This window comes from Silvibacterium bohemicum, from assembly GCF_001006305.1.
GTDB classification, from domain to species: Bacteria; Acidobacteriota; Terriglobia; order Terriglobales; family Acidobacteriaceae; genus Silvibacterium; species Silvibacterium bohemicum.
Window position 1 is genome coordinate 721,455 of sequence record NZ_LBHJ01000020.1, and the last position, 17,226, is coordinate 738,680.

A 17,226-nucleotide genomic window follows, 5' to 3' on the forward strand; every position below is an offset into this window, starting at 1 on the left:
TTCTCGAACGAGACTGTCAAGAGTTATTGATTTTTTTTATACGGCGCCGTCGATTCCCTCTCGACGACAACCGGCGCCAGCAGGCGCAATTTAGGCTTGGAAGCCGCGCCAACACTGGTCTTTTCTCCGGCCTCGATAGCCTCCAGAATCCATGACGCTGCGATCTCTCCCATGGTCTCCATAGGCTGCCGAATGGTGGTGATTCCGGGGCTGCTGACCGCGGCGGGAAGAACATCATCGAAGCCGATGACCGAACAGTCGTGCGGAACGCTTAGCCCCGCTTCGGTGAAAGCGCGGACCGCGCCGAGGGCGGTCAGGTCGTCGAATGCGACCATGGCGGTAAAACTTTTTCGCCTGTCTGCCTCGGATCGAAGAAGCTCCGCCGTCAGCCGTCTGCCGCCCTCGAAGCCGGAGGAGGGATCTTGCGCCCCGGGAAGCTGGCGAACCCACCGCGGATCGAGCGCGAGCCCAGACTCTGCCGCGTATCTCTGAATGCCGGCCCAGCGGCCTTCGCTATCGGAGAGCTCGCCGGGGCCGCGGATGACAGCGATCCGCGTGTGTCCCAGGCGATGAAGCTGCTGGATGGCCATGTATCCGCCCGCATCGTTGTCGACCAGCACGGAATGGATGTTGCTCGCGGTCAGATCACGATCGACTACGGCTACCGGAACATTGTTTTTCTCGATATCGGCGAGCAGATGGAAGTCGGGGAAGATCCAGTTGGCGACAACGATGAGGCCTTCCACGCGGCGCTCCAGAAGCAGCTCGAGATACGCTTCAAACTGCTGTCGCTGGTTCTGCGCGTCCATCAGCAACGGAAGATAGCGCGTGCCGATCAGCTTGCTCTGCGCACCGCGAACGATGGGCGTGCAGAAAGGATCGGAAAGATCGAAGGCCATCACGCCGATGGTGTTGCTGCGGCGGCGGCGCAGCGAACGGGCGAAAGCATCAGGGTGATATCCGAGTGATTGCGCAGCCTCGCGAATGCGTTCCTTGGTCGCGGCAGCGACGTAGCGCGACAGAGGCGCATTGTTGAGCACGATTGAGACGGTCGAAGCGGAGAAGCCGCTTGCGCGCGCCACATCGAGCAGCGTGACATGATTGGAACTGCGTTTCTGGCCGGCCACTACGCGATTCGTCCTGTCGCCAGCCCGTAAATGAGCATGGCGTAGTTACTTATACCAGTCACCGCATGGCATCGCCGCAAGGGGGTCTCGCTCGATGGCGCGATACGAGCCTGTTGCGGGCGGCATTTTTCACGCATCGATGAAGGTACGAGCCAATGTTCCTGCGACAAGCCCAGGGCTCAAGCCCTTTGGATTTCATCGGCTTCTTCGTGAGGCTGAAGCCTCACGCTCCCTTCGGAAATAACAATCCTCCGAGGTCTCCATAAACCTGAAGGCTCGCCGACAGGTAGGCCGTAGACAAGAAAAGCCCCGCCAAAAGCGGGGCTTCTCTTGTCTACGGAAAAACTACTGGAGCTTCGACATGATTTCCTGCAGTACCTGCTTCGAGGGGCGGGTGCGCGATTCGGGCAGCGTACCCAGCGGCTGATCGACCAGGTTCAGCATGTCGGTGAAGCTGGGCTTCTCGGTGTCGAGATAGAAGACGCCGGTGAGGACCTCGCCCTTTTCGTGCGCTTCCATCAGCTGCTTCACGGCAGACGCACGATCATTGGGGTTATAGTCGTCGCGCAGCTTGCGCAGGCGAAGGTGTGAGCCATCGTGCATTTGAACGTCGTAGGTGGTGCCGGCGTCGTAGTCTACCGCGATGTCCTCGAAGTGCGGCACGAAGCCGACTTCGGTGATGGCCTCTTCGTGCTCCTGCATGTACTTGTAGCTCTTGGTCGAGCCTTCGTGGTCGTTGAAGGTGACGCAAGGCGAGATGACATCAAGCATCACGGTCCCCTTGTGGGCGATAGCCGCCTTCAGCATGGCCAGAAGCTGCTTCTTGTCGCCGGAGAAGGAGCGTCCAACGAAGGTTGCACCCAGCTGAATGGCAAGCGCACACGTGTCGATGGCCGGCAGGTCGTTGATGACGCCGGTCTTCAGCTTCGAGCCGAGATCCGCGGTCGCCGAGAACTGGCCCTTGGTGAGACCGTAAACGCCGTTGTCCTCGATGATGTAGATCAGCGGCAGGTTGCGGCGCATGAGGTGGATGAACTGGCCCACGCCGATCGAAGCCGTGTCGCCGTCACCTGAGACGCCGAGCGCCTTCATGGTCTTGTTGGCCAGCAGCGCGCCGGTCGCGACCGAGGGCATGCGTCCGTGCACGCTGTTGAAGCTGTGCGCGCGGGAGAGGAAGTAGGCCGGGCTCTTCGAGGAGCAGCCGATGCCGGAGAGCTTCATCAGGCGCTCAGGCTGAACGCCCATCTCGTAGAGCGCATCGATGATGCGCTCAGAGATGGCGTTGTGGCCGCATCCCGCGCAGAGGGTGGTCTTGCCGCCGCGGTAATCGAGGACCTGCAGGCCCAGGCGGTTGACCTTCGGATTTGGAGCTGTCGTAGTTGCCATTAGATTCCCTCCTGCAGCACGAACTCGTCGGTGAGCGAAAGTGCGTCCATGGGCAGGCCGTTGAAGTGCCGGATGCTGCGCAGCTTGACGATGTCTTCCGCCGGCAGGTCGAGCTTGAGCAGGCTCAGCAGCTGGGCGTCGCGATTCTGTTCGACGATGTAGACCCGGTCATGCGAGGCGACGAAGTCGTGGACCTCACGGGTGAATGGGAAGGCGCGGACGCGCAGATAGTCGGTCTCGACGCCGTACTCCTTGCGCAGCTGGTCGCGGCCTTCGATGACTGCGAAGTCCGAGGTGCCGAAGGCGATGATGCCGATCTTCGACTTGCCATCCTGCACCACGATGGGATGCGGAACCAGGGTGCGCGCAGTCTCGAACTTGCGGTTGAGCCGCTCCATCAGGTTCTGGTAATCGTCAGGACGCTCGGTGTAGAGAGCCTTTTCGTTGTGTCCGCTGCCGCGTGTGAAGTAGGAGGCCTTGGGGTGATCCGTGCCGGGCAGAGTCCGATAGGGAATGGCATCGCCGTCCACGTCTTTGTAGCGGGCGAAGCCATCGAGCCGGGTGAGGTCTTCGGCGTTGAGCACCTTGCCGCGGTCGAGCGGCTTTTCCGGATACTCAAAAGGTTCGGACATCCAGTTGTTCATGCCCAGATCGAGATCGGAGACGACAAAGACCGGAGTCTGCAGCCGTTCGGTCAGATCGAAGGCCGCGATGGCGAACTCGTAGCACTCCTTCACGCTTCCCGGCAGCAGCATGACGTGCTTGGTATCGCCGTGCGAGAGATAGGCGATGGAGAGCAGGTCGGATTGCGCGGTGCGCGTAGGCAGACCGGTGGAGGGTCCGACACGCTGAATGTCGAAGATGACGCCGGGCAGCTCGGCAAAGTAGCCCAGGCCCGCGAACTCGGCCATGAGCGAGATGCCAGGGCCGGAGGTCGCGGTCATCGAACGTGCGCCGGCCCAGCCTGCGCCCAGCACCATGCCGACAGCGGCCAGCTCGTCTTCCGCTTGAACCACAGCGAAGGTAGCCTTGCCATCGGGCTCGACGCGATACCTCTTGAGATAGTCGATCAGCTGCTCGACCACCGACGACGACGGAGTGATGGGATACCAGGTCACCACCGTGACGCCGGCAAACAGCGCGCCCAGTGCGGCGGCAGCATTGCCGTCGATGATGATCTTGCCTTCGGTCGCGTGCATGCGCTCGAGAACGAATGGGTCCTGCTTGGGGAGTGACTCGGCAGCGTAGTTGTAACCGGCTTCAACCGCGGCCCAGTTCAGGTCCGCAGCCTTCTGCTTCTTCGCAAACTGGCGGCGCAGCGCGGTCTCGACCGCCTTCATGTCGAGCGAGATGATCTTGGCCACCACGCCGACGTAGATCATGTTCTTGACCAGCTTGCGCAGCTTCGCCTCGGGACACACAGCCGCGGTGAGCTTGTCGAAGGGGACGGGATAACAGACCACGTCGCTGCGATATTGCTGGAGGTCGAGAGACGTCTCGTAGATCGCAACCGCACCGGCGGGCAGCGAGAGGATATCTTCCTTCGCCGTCTCCCCGTTCATCGCGACGACGATGTCGATTTCCTTCTTGCGCGCCACGTAGCCGTCTTTGCTGGCGCGAATGGTGTACCAGGTGGGCAGGCCGGCGATGTTCGACGGGAAGAGATTCTTTCCGCTGACCGGGATGCCCATCCCGAAGATGCTGCGCAGCAACACGCTGTTGGCGGACTGCGATCCGGAGCCGTTGACGGTGGCTACCTGGATACTAAAGTCGTTGATGACCGGCTTGCGCGCGGATAAGTCGTCCTTCGTGCCTGGAGTGGGCTCTGCATTGCCCAAGGCAACGTCTCCTGTCGCCATTTGGCGGGATTCCCTTCAGATTTGGATGGAAAGAAATCAATCTTTCTAACTACTGATAATTATAGCCATCACGGCGACAGATGTTTGTCTCCGCGATGTCAACGGAAAGTATTTCCACCGAGCGGTGCCAATGCCCCGCTGAACGGTAAGGAGATCGTGCTCGGCGTTCCTAGTTGCGCACATCTTCCATCACACGAGCCACTTCCGCCTGCTGCTCGGCGTTAAGCGGCAGCAGCGGCAGGCGCGGCCTTCCGCCGTAATATCCGTTCAGATCGCAGGCGTGCTTGATGCCCGGAATGCCTAGCTGTCCGCTGACGTAGCGCGAAGCCTGCACCACGCGCTGCTGTTTCTCCGCAGCCAGCATGGGATCGTTGTCCTTCCACGCAATGTAGATCTCCTGGCAGGCCTGGGGCGCGCACGCGGCCAGCGCGAGCACCGCGCCGGACGCTCCGGCCTCGACGGAAGGCAGCAGATGCTCCGCCGAGCCGCACAGCACCTGGAAGCCGACGGGTTTCTTGCGCATGCCCTTGACCGTAGGCGCGGGGGGCGCAGCGACGGCTGCTCCTCCGCTCAGCACATCGGTCGAAACAAAATTTCCGGGAAACATATCCACCTCGAGCAGCATACGGCCGGTGAATGCAGTGAAGGTGGATGTAACCGGCACCTCGCGCGGAGGGATGCTGCGCGTCGCGGCGACCACATCGGCGATGCGTTGCACATTCCCGCTCGAGTCCTTCAGGCCGATGATGTTGGGATGCTGCGCCAACTCGGCGATCACCTCGACGGGCAGATCGTAGTGGGTGAACTTGGGGATGCTGTACAGCACCACCGGCAGCGGCGAGCGGTCGGCGAGAGCGCGATAGTAGGTGAGGATACCGAGTGCATTCGATTTTCCTCCGCCATATTGCGGGCTGTAGTAATGCGGCGTGCGCACCAGCACGGCATCGTACTGATGTTCAGCGGCGAATTCAGCGAGCCGTAGCGTCTCGATAAAGCTTTCGCGGGCTACACCAGCCAGCAATACCTTCTCTGCGGAAGCGGCCTCACGTGCGGCGCGCAGCACCCGGCGCGATTCCTCATCGCTCAGCATCACCGCTTCACCGGTTGAACCCAGCAGCACCAGTCCGCTTACCGGCGTGCGCGAATAGTGATCGATATTCTGTTCGAGCTTGGTCCAATAGATCCGTCCATCCGCGTCGAATGGCGTGGTGGCGGCAGTGAAAATTCCTTCGAGCAGCATAGGAAGATTTTAAGCCGCTGGGCCAATATCCCCAAAAACCAAGGACAACTACGGAGCGGACTCGCCCGGAAATGGCTTCGTCTGCTCTTCGATCACTGTAACGACCTGCTTGCGGATCAGGTCGTAGTCGGGCATGCCGGAGAACATGCGATAGTCTGTGTGCGTCGCGGCATCGTCCCCCACCAGCTGGAACTGGCGGTTGCCTGCGGCCGCATCTTCCGGATGAGCCGCAGCCCACGACTTCTGATCGAAGTCGTTGCTCTCGGCATCGATCTGCCAGACGCGCTTGCCTTGCGCATTGCGGAGGACGAAGCGATAGTAGACGCGGAACTTCCCTACCGGCTTGAAGTACTCCACCGCCTCAACGCGATATTGCTTGACGGGAAATATCTCGAGCAGAAATCCGCTAGTCTGCATGGCATCGCGCGCCTGCGGGTCGGCATGCAGCTTGCGCAAAGTCTCGCGCTCGTTATCCCGCTGCTCCTTTTTGCCCGCGGCTGCATAGGCCGCGACCAGCGTGGTGTGGACCTTCCAGTTATCGGGATCGAGCTGCCGCGCCTTCTCGGCGTACTGGACGGCGAGATCGCCTTTGTAGAGATTGAGCGCTGCAGTCGAGGCCAGCAGGTTGGCAGCGACGTCATTGGGATTCGCCTGCAAGGCCTGCTGGAAATCATCAAGCGCCTGTTGCGATTGATTCAACTTCAGCGCGGCCAGCCCCTGCTCGGTAAGAGCTGCCGCCGATGGGGTCGATGAGGCTGACGAAGGCGATGCGGGAGCGGCCGTTTGGGCGCTCAGAGCGCTGCCGCAGGCAAGCGCAAAGGCGAGGCAGGCCGCGATGACAAAGATTTTCTTCTGCAACAGAGGGTTCATCCGAAGTTACGGTAACACGCTCAGGGGCACAGATTGATCCTGACCGTCTCCGCAACTTCTGTGCCGGAAACGAACTCTATTTGTGCTGGCCGCTGTGCTCGGGGCTCGAACCGGGCTCGGGGAAATCCGAGTCGGCGCCGTCGAGATCGCTGCCACCGCTGCGATGCGGCAGCTGGTCGGCGAGATTGCTGTGCAGGTCGCTCCGCTCCGGAGTGTCGTGCGGAGATTGGCTTTCGACTGCGCCCTTGTGAGCGTCAGCATCGGGATGGTTGATTTTTTTGTCAGTCATAATCTGGCTTGGATGCGAACGCGTCAGACCCGCTTGTGAATTTTGTCTAGCGATAAGCGGAGGGCTTGGATGCCACAATCTTCACGCCCAGCCCGTTCAGTTTACTGCGCGCCTGCTCCGCCTCCGGCGTCTGCGGATAGCGCTGGATCAGGCTGCGCAGATCGCGAACGCCCGCGTCGCGCTGATTACCGGCAAGCTCGGCAAGCCCCTTGCGCAGCTGCGCGGCGGGAGCCTTCGGACTGCCGGCAAACTGCTCGAGCACCGCGTCGTAATTCTGAATGGCAGTCGGATAGTCGCCCTTGCGATAGGAGATTTCGCCGAGATAGAAGTAGGCGTTCCCGGCGAGGTCGTCCTGCGGATAATACTTGAGCACGTCGCCGAACTCGCCGGTGGCTACGTCATAGCGGGCGCTGGTGTAGTCGCGCAGCGCGCTCTGGTAAAGCTGGTCCACGGGAGGAGCCTGCGGCTGCAACGATGCTTGCGGCTGGCCTGGCTGCATAGTTCCCGCCGGCGCCGGCTGACCGGGTTGCCCCGTCTGAGGCGCTGCGCCTCCGGCAGGCTGCGCATTGATGTTCTGCAATTGGGACTGAAGATCCTGCAGCGACTTGTCGACCTTGGCGACCCGCGTCTTCAACTCATCGATCGAGTCGTTGACGCCCTGAATCTGCCCGGAGATCTGGTCGACCTTTCCGCCCTGCCCGTTCTGCGCCTGCACCTGATCCTGCAGCGTGTTCAGGGTTTGCGACATGCGGTTCACGCTGTCGGCGGTCTGCTCGATGAGGTGCTGCAGCACGCCCATGCGTTCGTCATTCGACTGCTGCAGATGCTGCAGCGCATCCTGCAGCTGCTGGACCTGCGTCTGCAGCTGAATCATCTCTTTGGACACGGCGTGGGCCGGCGGGGCAGGCAGCAGAAGGGCCAGTGCGGCGACGGCCGAAAGCGGTATCAGGCTCTTGCGCATAACTTGATCTCTCCGTTAGCAGAATACGCGGAATTGATGGTGTCGTGGCCACCGATAGCGCACAGCCCAACATGGTGAAACGGAAGGCTGCTCGCCAAAGTGAGACGGCAGCACCGCATCTCTGCGGCGCTGCCGTCGGGTCTCAGGATGACAGAACGCTACCGGTCGACGGAGAACTGTGCGCGGCGGTTCTGCTGCCAGCAGCTCTCATCGTGATCCGTGCAGAACTGCTTTTCCTTGCCGTAGCTCACCGTACGTAGACGCTCCGGGCTCACGCCCGCAGTTACCAGCGCCTGCTTGGCGGCATTGGCGCGATTCTCGCCCAGCGCCAGGTTGTACTCGGTCGATCCACGCTCGTCGCAATATCCGCCGACCACCACCTTCAGATGCGGGTGCTGATTGAGGAAGTTTGCATCCTGCGAGATCACCGACTGCTCCTGGGAGCGAACGTCGTAGCTGTCGTAGTCGTAGAAGACATCCTTCACGTTCTGGTGGAAGAGATTGTCGTCGACGTCGCCTTCCGACATGTTATTCGCAGGAGGGGCGGCCGGAGCATTGACCGTTACCCGAGCCGTCGCATCCGTCGATCCGCCTTCGCCGCGTGCGATCAGGTGATAGTTCGTCGAATCCGCAGGCTTCACCGACTGCGTGCCCGAGCTGGGGACTTCGCCAATGCCTTCGATCGACACATTGGTAGCGTTGCTGGTGTGCCAGGTAAGCACAACGCTGTCGCCAGGGTTGATCGAGGTGGGATTCGCCGTGATGTCCGCAGTCGGAGCCGGAGCACTGTTGGTCAGCGGCGGCGGCGGCGGCGGCGGTGCAGCCTTCTTGTGGCAGCCGGAGATGGCGACGAGCGCCGCCAGGCTGGCGGCAAGGGCGAGTGAGCGGTTGGATGAAAGTCGACGATACGAGAATTTGCGCGATACGAAGTGCACGGTCTCCTCCTTGGGAGCTATGTTTTTTGGCACTGCGGCCAATTGGTGGTTCAACCAAAGCAGGACAAGCGGAAACATCTCCGCCTGTCAACGATCGTAAGTTTATTTCCAGCTCCAGTTGGGCATCGAATTGGCGCCTCGAGTCGTCAACCGCTGCTGTTCGGTTCCATCGGCGAGCATTGACCAGATCTGTGTGCCGCCTTCTCCCTCGCGTTGAAAGACGATGTGCCGTCCGTCAGGCGACCAGGAAGGAAAGTCGTTGGCGCCGGATTCATGCGTGAGCTGAATCCAGCGCTTGCTCGCGATATCCATGATGTAGATATCCTGTCCGCCCGGCGCGCCCGGCCCATACTTCCGATTCCACGCGAAGGCGAGGAACTGTCCGTTGGGAGACCACGAGGGCGAAGTCGCATAGCCGCCATCGGTCATGCGCTGCACGTTGGCTCCGTCCGAATCCATTACATAGATCTGCGGCAGGCCTGTGCGTCCGCTCACCCACGCGATCTGAGCATTAGACTTCGGATTCCACACCGGAGATACATCCGGACCGCGAAAGGCAGTGATGCGATGCAACGAGCCGCCGCTCGCGTCGGCAGTGTAGATTTCAGAATCACCCGCGGGGCTGGAAGAAAGCGCCAGCTTCGAGCCATCGCTCGACCACGCGGGAGAAAGCGTCGTGCCGCCCGGCGAGCTGAAGCTCACCATGCGCCCCAGCACCAGCGAGTACATGCGGATCGACCAGCCGTTTTTGCCCAGCGACGAGAAGGCTACGCGCGAGTTATCCGGCGAGACACGCGGAGAGATGGAGATGGTTCCCAGATGAGTGACCGGCTTCGCGTCCGCGCCGTCGTAATCCATCGACCAGATCTCTTTACCGCCCGGTCCTCCGGAGACATAAAAGATCTTGGTTTCGCAGATGCCGTTCAATCCGCCGCCGAGCTGCATGATGATTTCGTCGGCAAAGCGATGAGCGATGTGGCGCGCATTCTCCTCGGACGCGGTATCCGAATACTGCTTGCCGAGAATCTGCGGCGATTGCGGGTTCTTGGTGTCGAAGACAAAGCCCTGCACGGTGATCTGGCCGCCATTAACCGCGAAGGAGCCGAAAGCCACCATCTCCGCATTCGAAGGCGCTCCGGACCACGCGGAGAGATTCATCTCCTGCGGGCCGCCCGGCGTCTGCCCCGGAGCCATGCTCTTGGCCACCATGTCGAAGACGCCGGAGTTCTTCAGATCACTGAAGAGGACGGAGTCGAAGACGGTCTTGAGCGGCGCAGTCTGCGGGTCAGCAGAGGCAGCCTTGAAGTCTGCTGCAGCCAGACGAATGCGCTGCACCCCTAAATTCGTGCCGGTGCGCACCCAGTCTTGGGCCGAAGCGGATTTGGAGAGAATCAACAGGAGAGAGAGTACAAGAAAGGTATTCAGGAGGAACTTCAACTTCGCGTACTTACCGTTCATCGTGCCTCTGCATTCACAAGATTGGTTGGCCAATGATTTGGACCAATTGCGGACGAACGCATGGAAGGCTCAATGCGCCGGCTGATCGTAAGTAAAAGTGTACTCCACCGAAACATTGGACTTGTTGTATCCCGGGGGTAACGGACCAAAGCTGTCAATGCGCTGCACAGCCCGAACCGCCGAGCTGTCGAGCGTGGGCGAATTGCTGGACTGTGAGATGCGGATATTGCTCGGCGTGCCGTCACGGGCGATGGTAAAAGTTACTTTTACCTGGCTGCCCACCGGCGTGTTGCCCGCAGCTTCGCGAACATACCAGGCCTGCTGCACCTTACGCTGAATGATTCCGACATAGTAGGGAAAGTTGAAGCCCGTGCCGCCGCCAGTGATGTTGATGGGATTCGTCTGACCCTGGTTTTGGGCCAGCGAATGGGGAATCGACGTAGGCGGAGCCTCGCCGTACTGCGCGCGATGCTGCAGCGGCGTAGGCTGCGAATGCTTGGGTGCAGGCTCGACCTTCTTCTCTACCTTGGGCTTTTCTTTCGGCGGCGCCTTCACCGGAATGGGAATCGCGTCCGGCGGCGGAGTCACCGGCACCGGCTTCGGCTCAGGCGGAGCCGGCGATGGCGAAGGCTGATCGGTCGCCAATACATTCGGAGTCGGCGGCGTGTCCTGCGGCAGAGGGATCGAAGGAGCCGAGCTCACCAGGGTCGCCTGGATAGCTCCGGGAGCCTTGTTGTCGCCCCATTCTGCGCCGTGGATGCGTCCGGCGAGAAAGGCGTATCCGGCGGCCAGGACCACGATGAGCAGATGCAGCCCAAACGACTTGGCCATGGGCGCGGCAAATGGCTCGCGCTCCAGATCGAAAGTCGTTCTTTCTGTCATAGGCGAGGCTCGCTTACCGGCTTGCTGCCCGGCCCTTTTGAATAGGCTGGGTCACGATGCTGATGTTGGTGATGCCGGCCTGCTTCACTGCGTCCATCACCGAGGCGAAAGCTCCGAAGGGAACCTTCTCGTCGGCCTCGACATAGATCGTCTGGTGCGCCGGGTCTTTGCCCGAGCTCGCCAGCTGCGAGGTCAGATCGTTCAGATTGATCGGCTTGTCCTGAAGAAAAACTTCCGAGTCGCGATTGATGGTCACCACCATCCGCTGCTCGGTGATTTCCTTCACCGTCTTGGTCTTGGGCACCGCGACTTCAATGCCCGACTGCAGCACGGGCGCGGTGAGCATGAAGATGACCAGCAGCACCAGCACAACGTCGACCAGCGGAGTGATGTTGATTTCGGCGAGTGCGGTCTGGGTGTGCCCGGCTTTATTGGTGAAGGCCACGTGCGGCCTCCCTCTCGACCGGCTCCTGACCGGGCTTGAGCGCAACTTCTTCCATGCTGTTTAGCAGCTCGCGTGCGAAGTCATCCATTCGCGAGCCGAATTCGCGGCAGCGTGCTGTGAACTGGTTGTAGGCGACAACCGCAGGCACGGCGACGATCAGACCGGCTGCGGTCGTGATCAATGCCTCGGAGACGCCCGGCGCGACGGCGCGCAGCGTTGCCGATCCCGCCTGTCCCAGGCCATGGAAGGCATCGACGATGCCCATGATGGTTCCGAAGAGACCGACGAAGGGAGAAATTGCGCCGATGGTTGCGAGCCAGGTGAGGCGGCTCTCCATCAGCGTCAGCGATTCGCTGGATGCGGTCTGCGCGGCGCGCTCGAGCGCAACAATGTTGCGCGGCGGACCGTATCCGCCGGTCTGGCGGCGATAGGTCTCGTAAACTTCGTCGAAAACATTGACAAGTGGACTGGGCTTGAACTGCTCGCTGACCGTGGCAATCTCCTGCAGGCGAGTCGCCTTGCGGAAGGCACGGAGAAACTTCTTGCTCTGCGCTGCGGCACGGCGGAAACCGCCCAGCTTGCCCAGAATGATGGCCCACGACCAGAGGCTGGCGATCAACAGGATGCCCAAGACCGAGAGAGCGATGGGGCCACTGTTGTGCAGCATCTCCACAATCGCGCTGCCGTTATTGGTCACAGGAGCGGCGCCGGCATCTGCGTCGGTCTGAAGAAGGAGAAATGCTATACAGGCAAACAAAGGTGTCATCGCGCTCTTAGTTCAACGTTACCAGACGCTCAAGAAGCCAACCAAGTTGTCTCCCTGCTCGTTTACTTTTTACAAACGGTGCCGGGAGAGGCAGAAAAACAATACGGTGAGACCTTCGAACTCCGGGAGCCTCCCGCGAAAACCGCAGAATCTACGATACAAGTGATAGACGCGCAAGGACGTAGAAAAGGATCATGATTCCAAAACCGATCCGCATTTCGCTCCCGGCCATGCCTCCTGCTATGCTGCGCGAAGATTCACCCAGAGAACCCGAATGCTGCTGGAATTGCGCGCTGAAAATTACGCTGTTATTGACCACGCCATTGCCTCCTTTGGTCCGGGCCTCAATCTGCTGACCGGCGAGACCGGCGCGGGCAAGTCGATCCTGGTCGACGCCCTCGCCTTGCTGATGGGCAGCAAGGCTTCGTCGGACGTGGTGCGCCACGGAGCCGACAAGGCCGTCGTCTCCTGCGTCTTCGAGAGCACCCCGGGGGCCGAGGCCACGCTCGAAGCCAACGGCATCGACGCCGACGGCGACGAGATCATCCTGCGCCGCGAAATTCTCGAAAACGGCAAGGCCCGCGTCTACGTGAACAATCAGCCGGCCACCGTCGCCGTGCTGCGGCAGCTCGCGCCGGAGCTGGCCTTGGTCCACGCGCAGAGCGAGACCATGGGGGCCTTCGATCAGCTTCAGCAGCGCCAGCTTCTCGACCGCTTCGCCGGCCTGTCGACGGATTCCGTCGCCGCAGCTCACGCCGCCTGGCGCGCCCTTCAAGCCAGGCTTGAAGACCTCGAGCGCGACGAGCAGGACCGGCTGCGCATGGTCGACCTGTGGAGCTTTCAGCATCGCGAGATCGAAGGAATCAAGCCCGAAGCCGGCGAAGACGAAGCTCTCGAAACCGAGCGCCGCGTACTGGCAAACGCGGAAAAGCTCTATGCCGCCTCGATGTCTGCCTATGACCTGCTCTATGACGGAGCCGGCTCGGCCGAGGCCACTCTGCGCTCCGCGCTGAAACAGGTAGAAGAGCTCGCTCGCTACGACGCGAAGTTCGAAGAAAGCAGGCAGCAGCTCGCGTCGACGCTGGCCGTCGTCGAAGACGTGGGCGCGACGGTGCGTGATTACGCGGAAGGCATCCAGTCGTCGCCCGAGCGGCTGGCAGAAATCGAAGACCGCCTCGCAGCTCTCGGCCGCCTCAAGCGCAAGTACGGAACGACGCTGGCCGATGTGATCGCACACGGCGAGGAGGTCGCACAGAAGCTGGCCGAGATCGAGAACCGCGACGAGATCCTCAAGACCCTGCGCGCCGATCTTGATCGCGCCGCGCAAGCCTATCGCGAAGCCGCGCAGGCATTGCACGCGGAGCGCGAAGCCGCAGCCAAAAAGCTGGAGAAACTCGCCGAGGCGCAGATCAACGACCTCGCCATGAAGGTGCGTTTCGCCATTGGCGTCCTCGCCGACGAGAAGCCCGCAAGCTGGACCGCCTATGGGTGGGACACCGTCGAATGCCGCATCGCCACCAATGCCGGCGAGCCGCTGAAGCCGCTCGACGAGATCGCCTCCGGCGGAGAAATGTCGCGCGTGTTACTGGCGCTGAAGGTAAGCGTCGAAGAGGGCGCGGCCAAGGGCAAAAAGAAGCTGCAGATGCCGCGAACGCTGGTCTTCGACGAGATCGATATCGGCATCGGCGGCCGCGCGGCGGAAGCTGTAGGCCAGAAGCTGAAGGCGCTCTCGCGCGCCCAGCAGGTGCTGTGCGTGACCCACCTGCCGCAGATCGCATCCTTCGCCAACCAGCATTTTCTGATCGAGAAGCAGGAGAAACAGGGACGCACCCGGACCTCGGTGCGATTGCTCACCGACAACGAGCGCACCGAAGAAGTAGCGCGCATGTTGAGCGGCGCGAAACTGACGGAAACCTCGATCAAACACGCCGAACAGATGTTGAAGACCAGCCGCTGAAGCTCTGCGGAGAGCGGGAAAAACCGCCGCTCTCCGCATGAAGCACCTATTTCGCGAGCGTATAGATCACGTTGATTGTCGTCTCGACTTCGACGGGCTCGCCATTCAGCAGATACGGCTTATAAGTCCATTGCCGCACCGCATCGAGCGACGATTGCTGCAGCTCTTTCGGTCCGGAGAGAACATTCAGCTGTTCTATAGCGCCGTCCTTGCCGATCACCGCATTCAACACCACCTTGCCCTGAATCCTTGCCTTCTTGGCGTCTTCCGGATATTGCGGAGCAGGTCCGGATAGCTTATTGCCCGCCATCACTCCGGGAGAGACGTTGATACGGCCAGGTGCAGATGGATGGCTGTCATTCGCCGTCGATACTGCGCTTACGTGCATGCTCAGCGCCAGCGCCGAACCGCAGATCCCGGCCCCGAGTAGAGCGCAGGTTGCCACAATGGCCAGCCTCCGCGCACCTCGAATCTCGTTACGCTTTTCGGTCAGCTTCATAAGTCTCCTTTCAAGAGCGTTGGCATCGAAGATTCCGATGGCGTGAGGAACTCTGACCGGCATCCCCTCCAACAGCAGAGAGGCCAGCCGCAGCAGCGATCTTGCATATTCGTTGGGTCCGGCAAATTCAGCCGCCATCTGGTCGCAGACCATCTCGCGGGTTTCCATGATGCGTTCCCGCGTAAACCAGAAGAGCGGGTGGTAGCTCACCGGCAGTGAGAGCACTTCATAGAGCAGGTTGATAAGGAAGTCATTGCGGCGAATGTGCGCGAACTCGTGCGCGATCACCGTGTAAAGATCGCTCTCCGGCAGACCAGCGAGCATCTTCGCAGGCAGCAATACCAGCCTGCGCGAGAGCCCCATCGTGACCGGCCCGAAGACCTGGGAAGACGCGGCAATCGATGCGTCTTCGATCCTGAACCGCTGAGAACAACGCTGCCAGACAAGAGCGGCTTCGCCGGTAAGCTCGACCGGTACGGCCGCTCTTCGAATGGACAAGAGCCGGAACCAGCTCCAGAGAAATCGCGCGGCGAAATAAGCGCTCACCAGGACGTAAGCGGCTGCAGCCACCGTCAACAGCATGGCTGAAAAATTGTGACCGCCTAGTCCCGTGCCGGAACCCATCACCACCGTAACGCTCGCGTCGGCCACCCCACGGGAGCCGGCAAGCCGTGCGATGAGATTTCGCAGCCACTGCCATGACAGCGTAGAGCAAGCCGGAAGCAGGCTCTGCAGCACCAGCACGCATACCCAGACGCGATGCTCGGCCAAGGCTCCCGCTCGTCGCAACAACCGCGCTGCCATCCAACCAGCAGCCAGCAGCAGCGGAACTTGCCACAGGGAATTCAGTAGATAGGACAGAATCCACGACTCAACATTCGTCATGACTTATCCCCCTCCCGGTTGTATCTCTCCGTGAGCTCGGCAAGCTTCCCGGCATCGATCTGCCGGTTCTTGAGCAGGCTCATCACCAGCTCTTCGCTCGATCCACCGAACATGCGGTCGATCAAGTCGCGCACGCCCTGCCCCAGCGCCTTGTTTTCCGTCACCTTCGCGGAGTAGACATAGGCGCGCCCCTCGAGCTCGCGCTTCAGCTTCCCCTTGCGCTCCAGGATGTTCAGCATCGTCTGCACGGTGGTGTAGGCCAGCGGAGGCTCGAGCTCCGCCTGCACGGCGCTCACCGTGCTGCTGCCGCACCGCCAGATCACCTGCATGATTTTCAGCTCCAGCTTGGTCAGACCGGGCTTCTTCGGCTCCTTCGACTCTTTCGCCATGCCTCCTCCTAATGAATTAGGACATTAGGCTTGACAGATGGACCTTGTCAACTAAAACTTTAGGACTTTGTTGAATAATTTTTTCACTGCACGACCGTTTGCATGGTTCGAGGGGCTTAATCTTTGGGAGGGACTGAACAGCTTTAGCTGTGCCATAACGTATCCGAACAAATCGCGGCTTTAGTCTCTGAGGGATAGATTTTCGGCTGCGCGACGGCGCGCCCGTCATCGCAGGGCGCTGATGCGCAACAAGACCCGATCCAATCAATGCCGAGATCAGCTTCATCGGAACCATTCGTCCGTTTTCCGAACCGATCGGAACCGGCCTCCTTATGGGCTCGTTATTTTTCAATCAATCTTCGCCCTGATATACTCCGTGGTTGCGGGAGTTGCTTCAAAGCAGCACTGTTTTCCAGCATTTACCGCAAAAATTCATCTCAACACCGAGTCCTGAGGTCTCTATGTCCGGCCATTCCAAATGGGCGACAATCAAGCACAAGAAGGGCGCACTGGACGCCAAGCGCGGCAAGATCTTTACCCGCCTGATTAAAGAAATCACCATCGCGGCCCGCACCGGAGGCGGCGACCCGGACGGCAATCCCCGCCTGCGCTCTGCCATCCTTGCGGCCAAGGCCGAGAACATGCCGGCAGATAACATCAAGCGCGCCGTGCAGCGCGGCACCGGTGAAATCCCCGGCCTGCAGTACGAGGAAATCTCCTTCGAGGGCTACGGTCCGGGCGGCGTCGCCATCATCGTCGACGCCACCACCGACAACCGCAACCGCGCGGTGAGCGAAATCCGCCACAGCTTCTCGAAGCACGGCGGCAACCTGGGCGAGCCGAATTCGGTGCGCTTCATGTTCTCGAAGAAGGGCGTCATTGCCGTCTCCAAGGACGTAGCCGACGAAGACACACTGATGGGCATCGTGCTCGAAGCCGGCGGCGAGGACCTGAACGACGAAGGCGATACCTGGGAGATCCTCACCGAGCCGAATTCGTACGAAGCGGTAGCGCAGGCAGTGCGCGACGCCAAGATCGAAACCGTCATGTCCGAGATCACCATGGTGGCCTCGACCTACACCAAGCTCGAAGGCGCGGTTGCAGCGCAGATGCTTCGCCTCCTCGATGCCCTCGACGACAATGACGACGTGCAGAACGTCTACTCGAACCTCGACATCGATGCGAAACAGCTGGAAGAGGTCGCGGGCTAACCACGCTTACTCTACCGTCAGAGCGGCCGCCGCGATTGGCGGCTTCTCTTTTTGCCCCTTTCATCAG

16 protein-coding genes are annotated in these 17,226 nt (G+C 60.8%); 2 read left to right on the forward strand and 14 right to left on the reverse strand.

Annotated features, from left to right (window positions below; all coding sequences use genetic code 11):
- Positions 1-23: 23 nt before the first annotated feature.
- From XX99_RS26050 to XX99_RS26105, 12 genes are all read right to left on the reverse strand, one after another.
- Positions 24-1,127: a LacI family DNA-binding transcriptional regulator gene (locus tag XX99_RS26050; protein ID WP_050062309.1), complete on the reverse strand. Its 1,104-nt coding sequence runs from the start codon at positions 1,125-1,127 to the stop codon at positions 24-26.
- Positions 1,128-1,472: 345 nt separating this feature from the next.
- Positions 1,473-2,513, reverse strand: a complete 1,041-nt coding sequence (locus XX99_RS26055) for a 2-oxoacid:ferredoxin oxidoreductase subunit beta (protein WP_050062310.1) — start codon at positions 2,511-2,513, stop codon at positions 1,473-1,475.
- On the reverse strand, positions 2,513-4,351 hold the full coding sequence (locus XX99_RS26060; RefSeq protein WP_050062445.1) for a 2-oxoacid:acceptor oxidoreductase subunit alpha: 1,839 nt from the start codon (positions 4,349-4,351) through the stop codon (positions 2,513-2,515). The genes XX99_RS26055 and XX99_RS26060 overlap by 1 nt, the downstream gene beginning before the upstream one ends.
- 190 nt (positions 4,352-4,541) lie before the next feature.
- Positions 4,542-5,612 carry a dihydrodipicolinate synthase family protein gene (locus XX99_RS26065; RefSeq protein ID WP_050062311.1) on the reverse strand — a complete coding sequence of 357 codons (1,071 nt, stop codon included), beginning with the start codon at positions 5,610-5,612 and terminating at the stop codon, positions 4,542-4,544.
- Positions 5,613-5,660: 48 nt separating this feature from the next.
- Positions 5,661-6,470, reverse strand: a complete 810-nt coding sequence (locus tag XX99_RS26070) for a tetratricopeptide repeat protein (RefSeq protein ID WP_184084633.1) — start codon at positions 6,468-6,470, stop codon at positions 5,661-5,663.
- A gap of 88 nt (positions 6,471-6,558) precedes the next feature.
- Positions 6,559-6,771: a hypothetical protein gene (locus tag XX99_RS26075; protein WP_050062313.1), complete on the reverse strand. Its 213-nt coding sequence runs from the start codon at positions 6,769-6,771 to the stop codon at positions 6,559-6,561.
- A 46-nt stretch (positions 6,772-6,817) separates the two neighbouring features.
- Positions 6,818-7,732: a tetratricopeptide repeat protein gene (locus tag XX99_RS26080; RefSeq protein ID WP_050062314.1), complete on the reverse strand. Its 915-nt coding sequence runs from the start codon at positions 7,730-7,732 to the stop codon at positions 6,818-6,820.
- A gap of 158 nt (positions 7,733-7,890) precedes the next feature.
- Positions 7,891-8,667, reverse strand: a complete 777-nt coding sequence (pal, locus tag XX99_RS26085) for a peptidoglycan-associated lipoprotein Pal (RefSeq protein WP_050062446.1) — start codon at positions 8,665-8,667, stop codon at positions 7,891-7,893.
- A 102-nt stretch (positions 8,668-8,769) separates the two neighbouring features.
- A complete protein-coding gene (tolB, locus tag XX99_RS26090; RefSeq protein ID WP_050062315.1) occupies positions 8,770-10,125 on the reverse strand; it encodes a Tol-Pal system beta propeller repeat protein TolB in 1,356 nt (451 codons plus the stop codon).
- A 69-nt stretch (positions 10,126-10,194) separates the two neighbouring features.
- Positions 10,195-11,007 carry an energy transducer TonB gene (locus XX99_RS26095; protein ID WP_050062316.1) on the reverse strand — a complete coding sequence of 271 codons (813 nt, stop codon included), beginning with the start codon at positions 11,005-11,007 and terminating at the stop codon, positions 10,195-10,197.
- A 13-nt stretch (positions 11,008-11,020) separates the two neighbouring features.
- On the reverse strand, positions 11,021-11,452 hold the full coding sequence (locus XX99_RS26100) for an ExbD/TolR family protein (RefSeq protein WP_050062317.1): 432 nt from the start codon (positions 11,450-11,452) through the stop codon (positions 11,021-11,023).
- Positions 11,436-12,218, reverse strand: a complete 783-nt coding sequence (locus tag XX99_RS26105) for a MotA/TolQ/ExbB proton channel family protein (RefSeq protein WP_050062318.1) — start codon at positions 12,216-12,218, stop codon at positions 11,436-11,438. The genes XX99_RS26100 and XX99_RS26105 overlap by 17 nt, the downstream gene beginning before the upstream one ends.
- A 274-nt stretch (positions 12,219-12,492) precedes the next feature.
- Here XX99_RS26105 and recN point away from each other — a divergent pair, with 274 nt between their 5' ends.
- Complete coding sequence (gene recN, locus XX99_RS26110; RefSeq protein WP_050062319.1) at positions 12,493-14,175, forward strand: DNA repair protein RecN; 1,683 nt, start codon at positions 12,493-12,495, stop codon at positions 14,173-14,175.
- 46 nt (positions 14,176-14,221) lie between these two features.
- On the opposite strand, the gene XX99_RS28255 is transcribed toward recN, so the two are convergent.
- Both XX99_RS28255 and XX99_RS26120 read right to left on the reverse strand, forming a co-directional pair.
- Positions 14,222-15,559, reverse strand: coding sequence for a M56 family metallopeptidase (locus tag XX99_RS28255; protein ID WP_050062320.1), 1,338 nt, complete (start codon positions 15,557-15,559; stop codon positions 14,222-14,224).
- On the reverse strand, positions 15,556-15,948 hold the full coding sequence (locus XX99_RS26120) for a BlaI/MecI/CopY family transcriptional regulator (RefSeq protein WP_050062321.1): 393 nt from the start codon (positions 15,946-15,948) through the stop codon (positions 15,556-15,558). The genes XX99_RS28255 and XX99_RS26120 overlap by 4 nt, the downstream gene beginning before the upstream one ends.
- 461 nt (positions 15,949-16,409) lie before the next feature.
- On the opposite strand from XX99_RS26120, the gene XX99_RS26125 reads away from it, so the two are divergent.
- Entirely contained in the window at positions 16,410-17,159 is a 750-nt protein-coding gene (locus tag XX99_RS26125) for a YebC/PmpR family DNA-binding transcriptional regulator (RefSeq protein WP_050062322.1), read from the forward strand.
- Positions 17,160-17,226 lie beyond the last annotated feature (67 nt).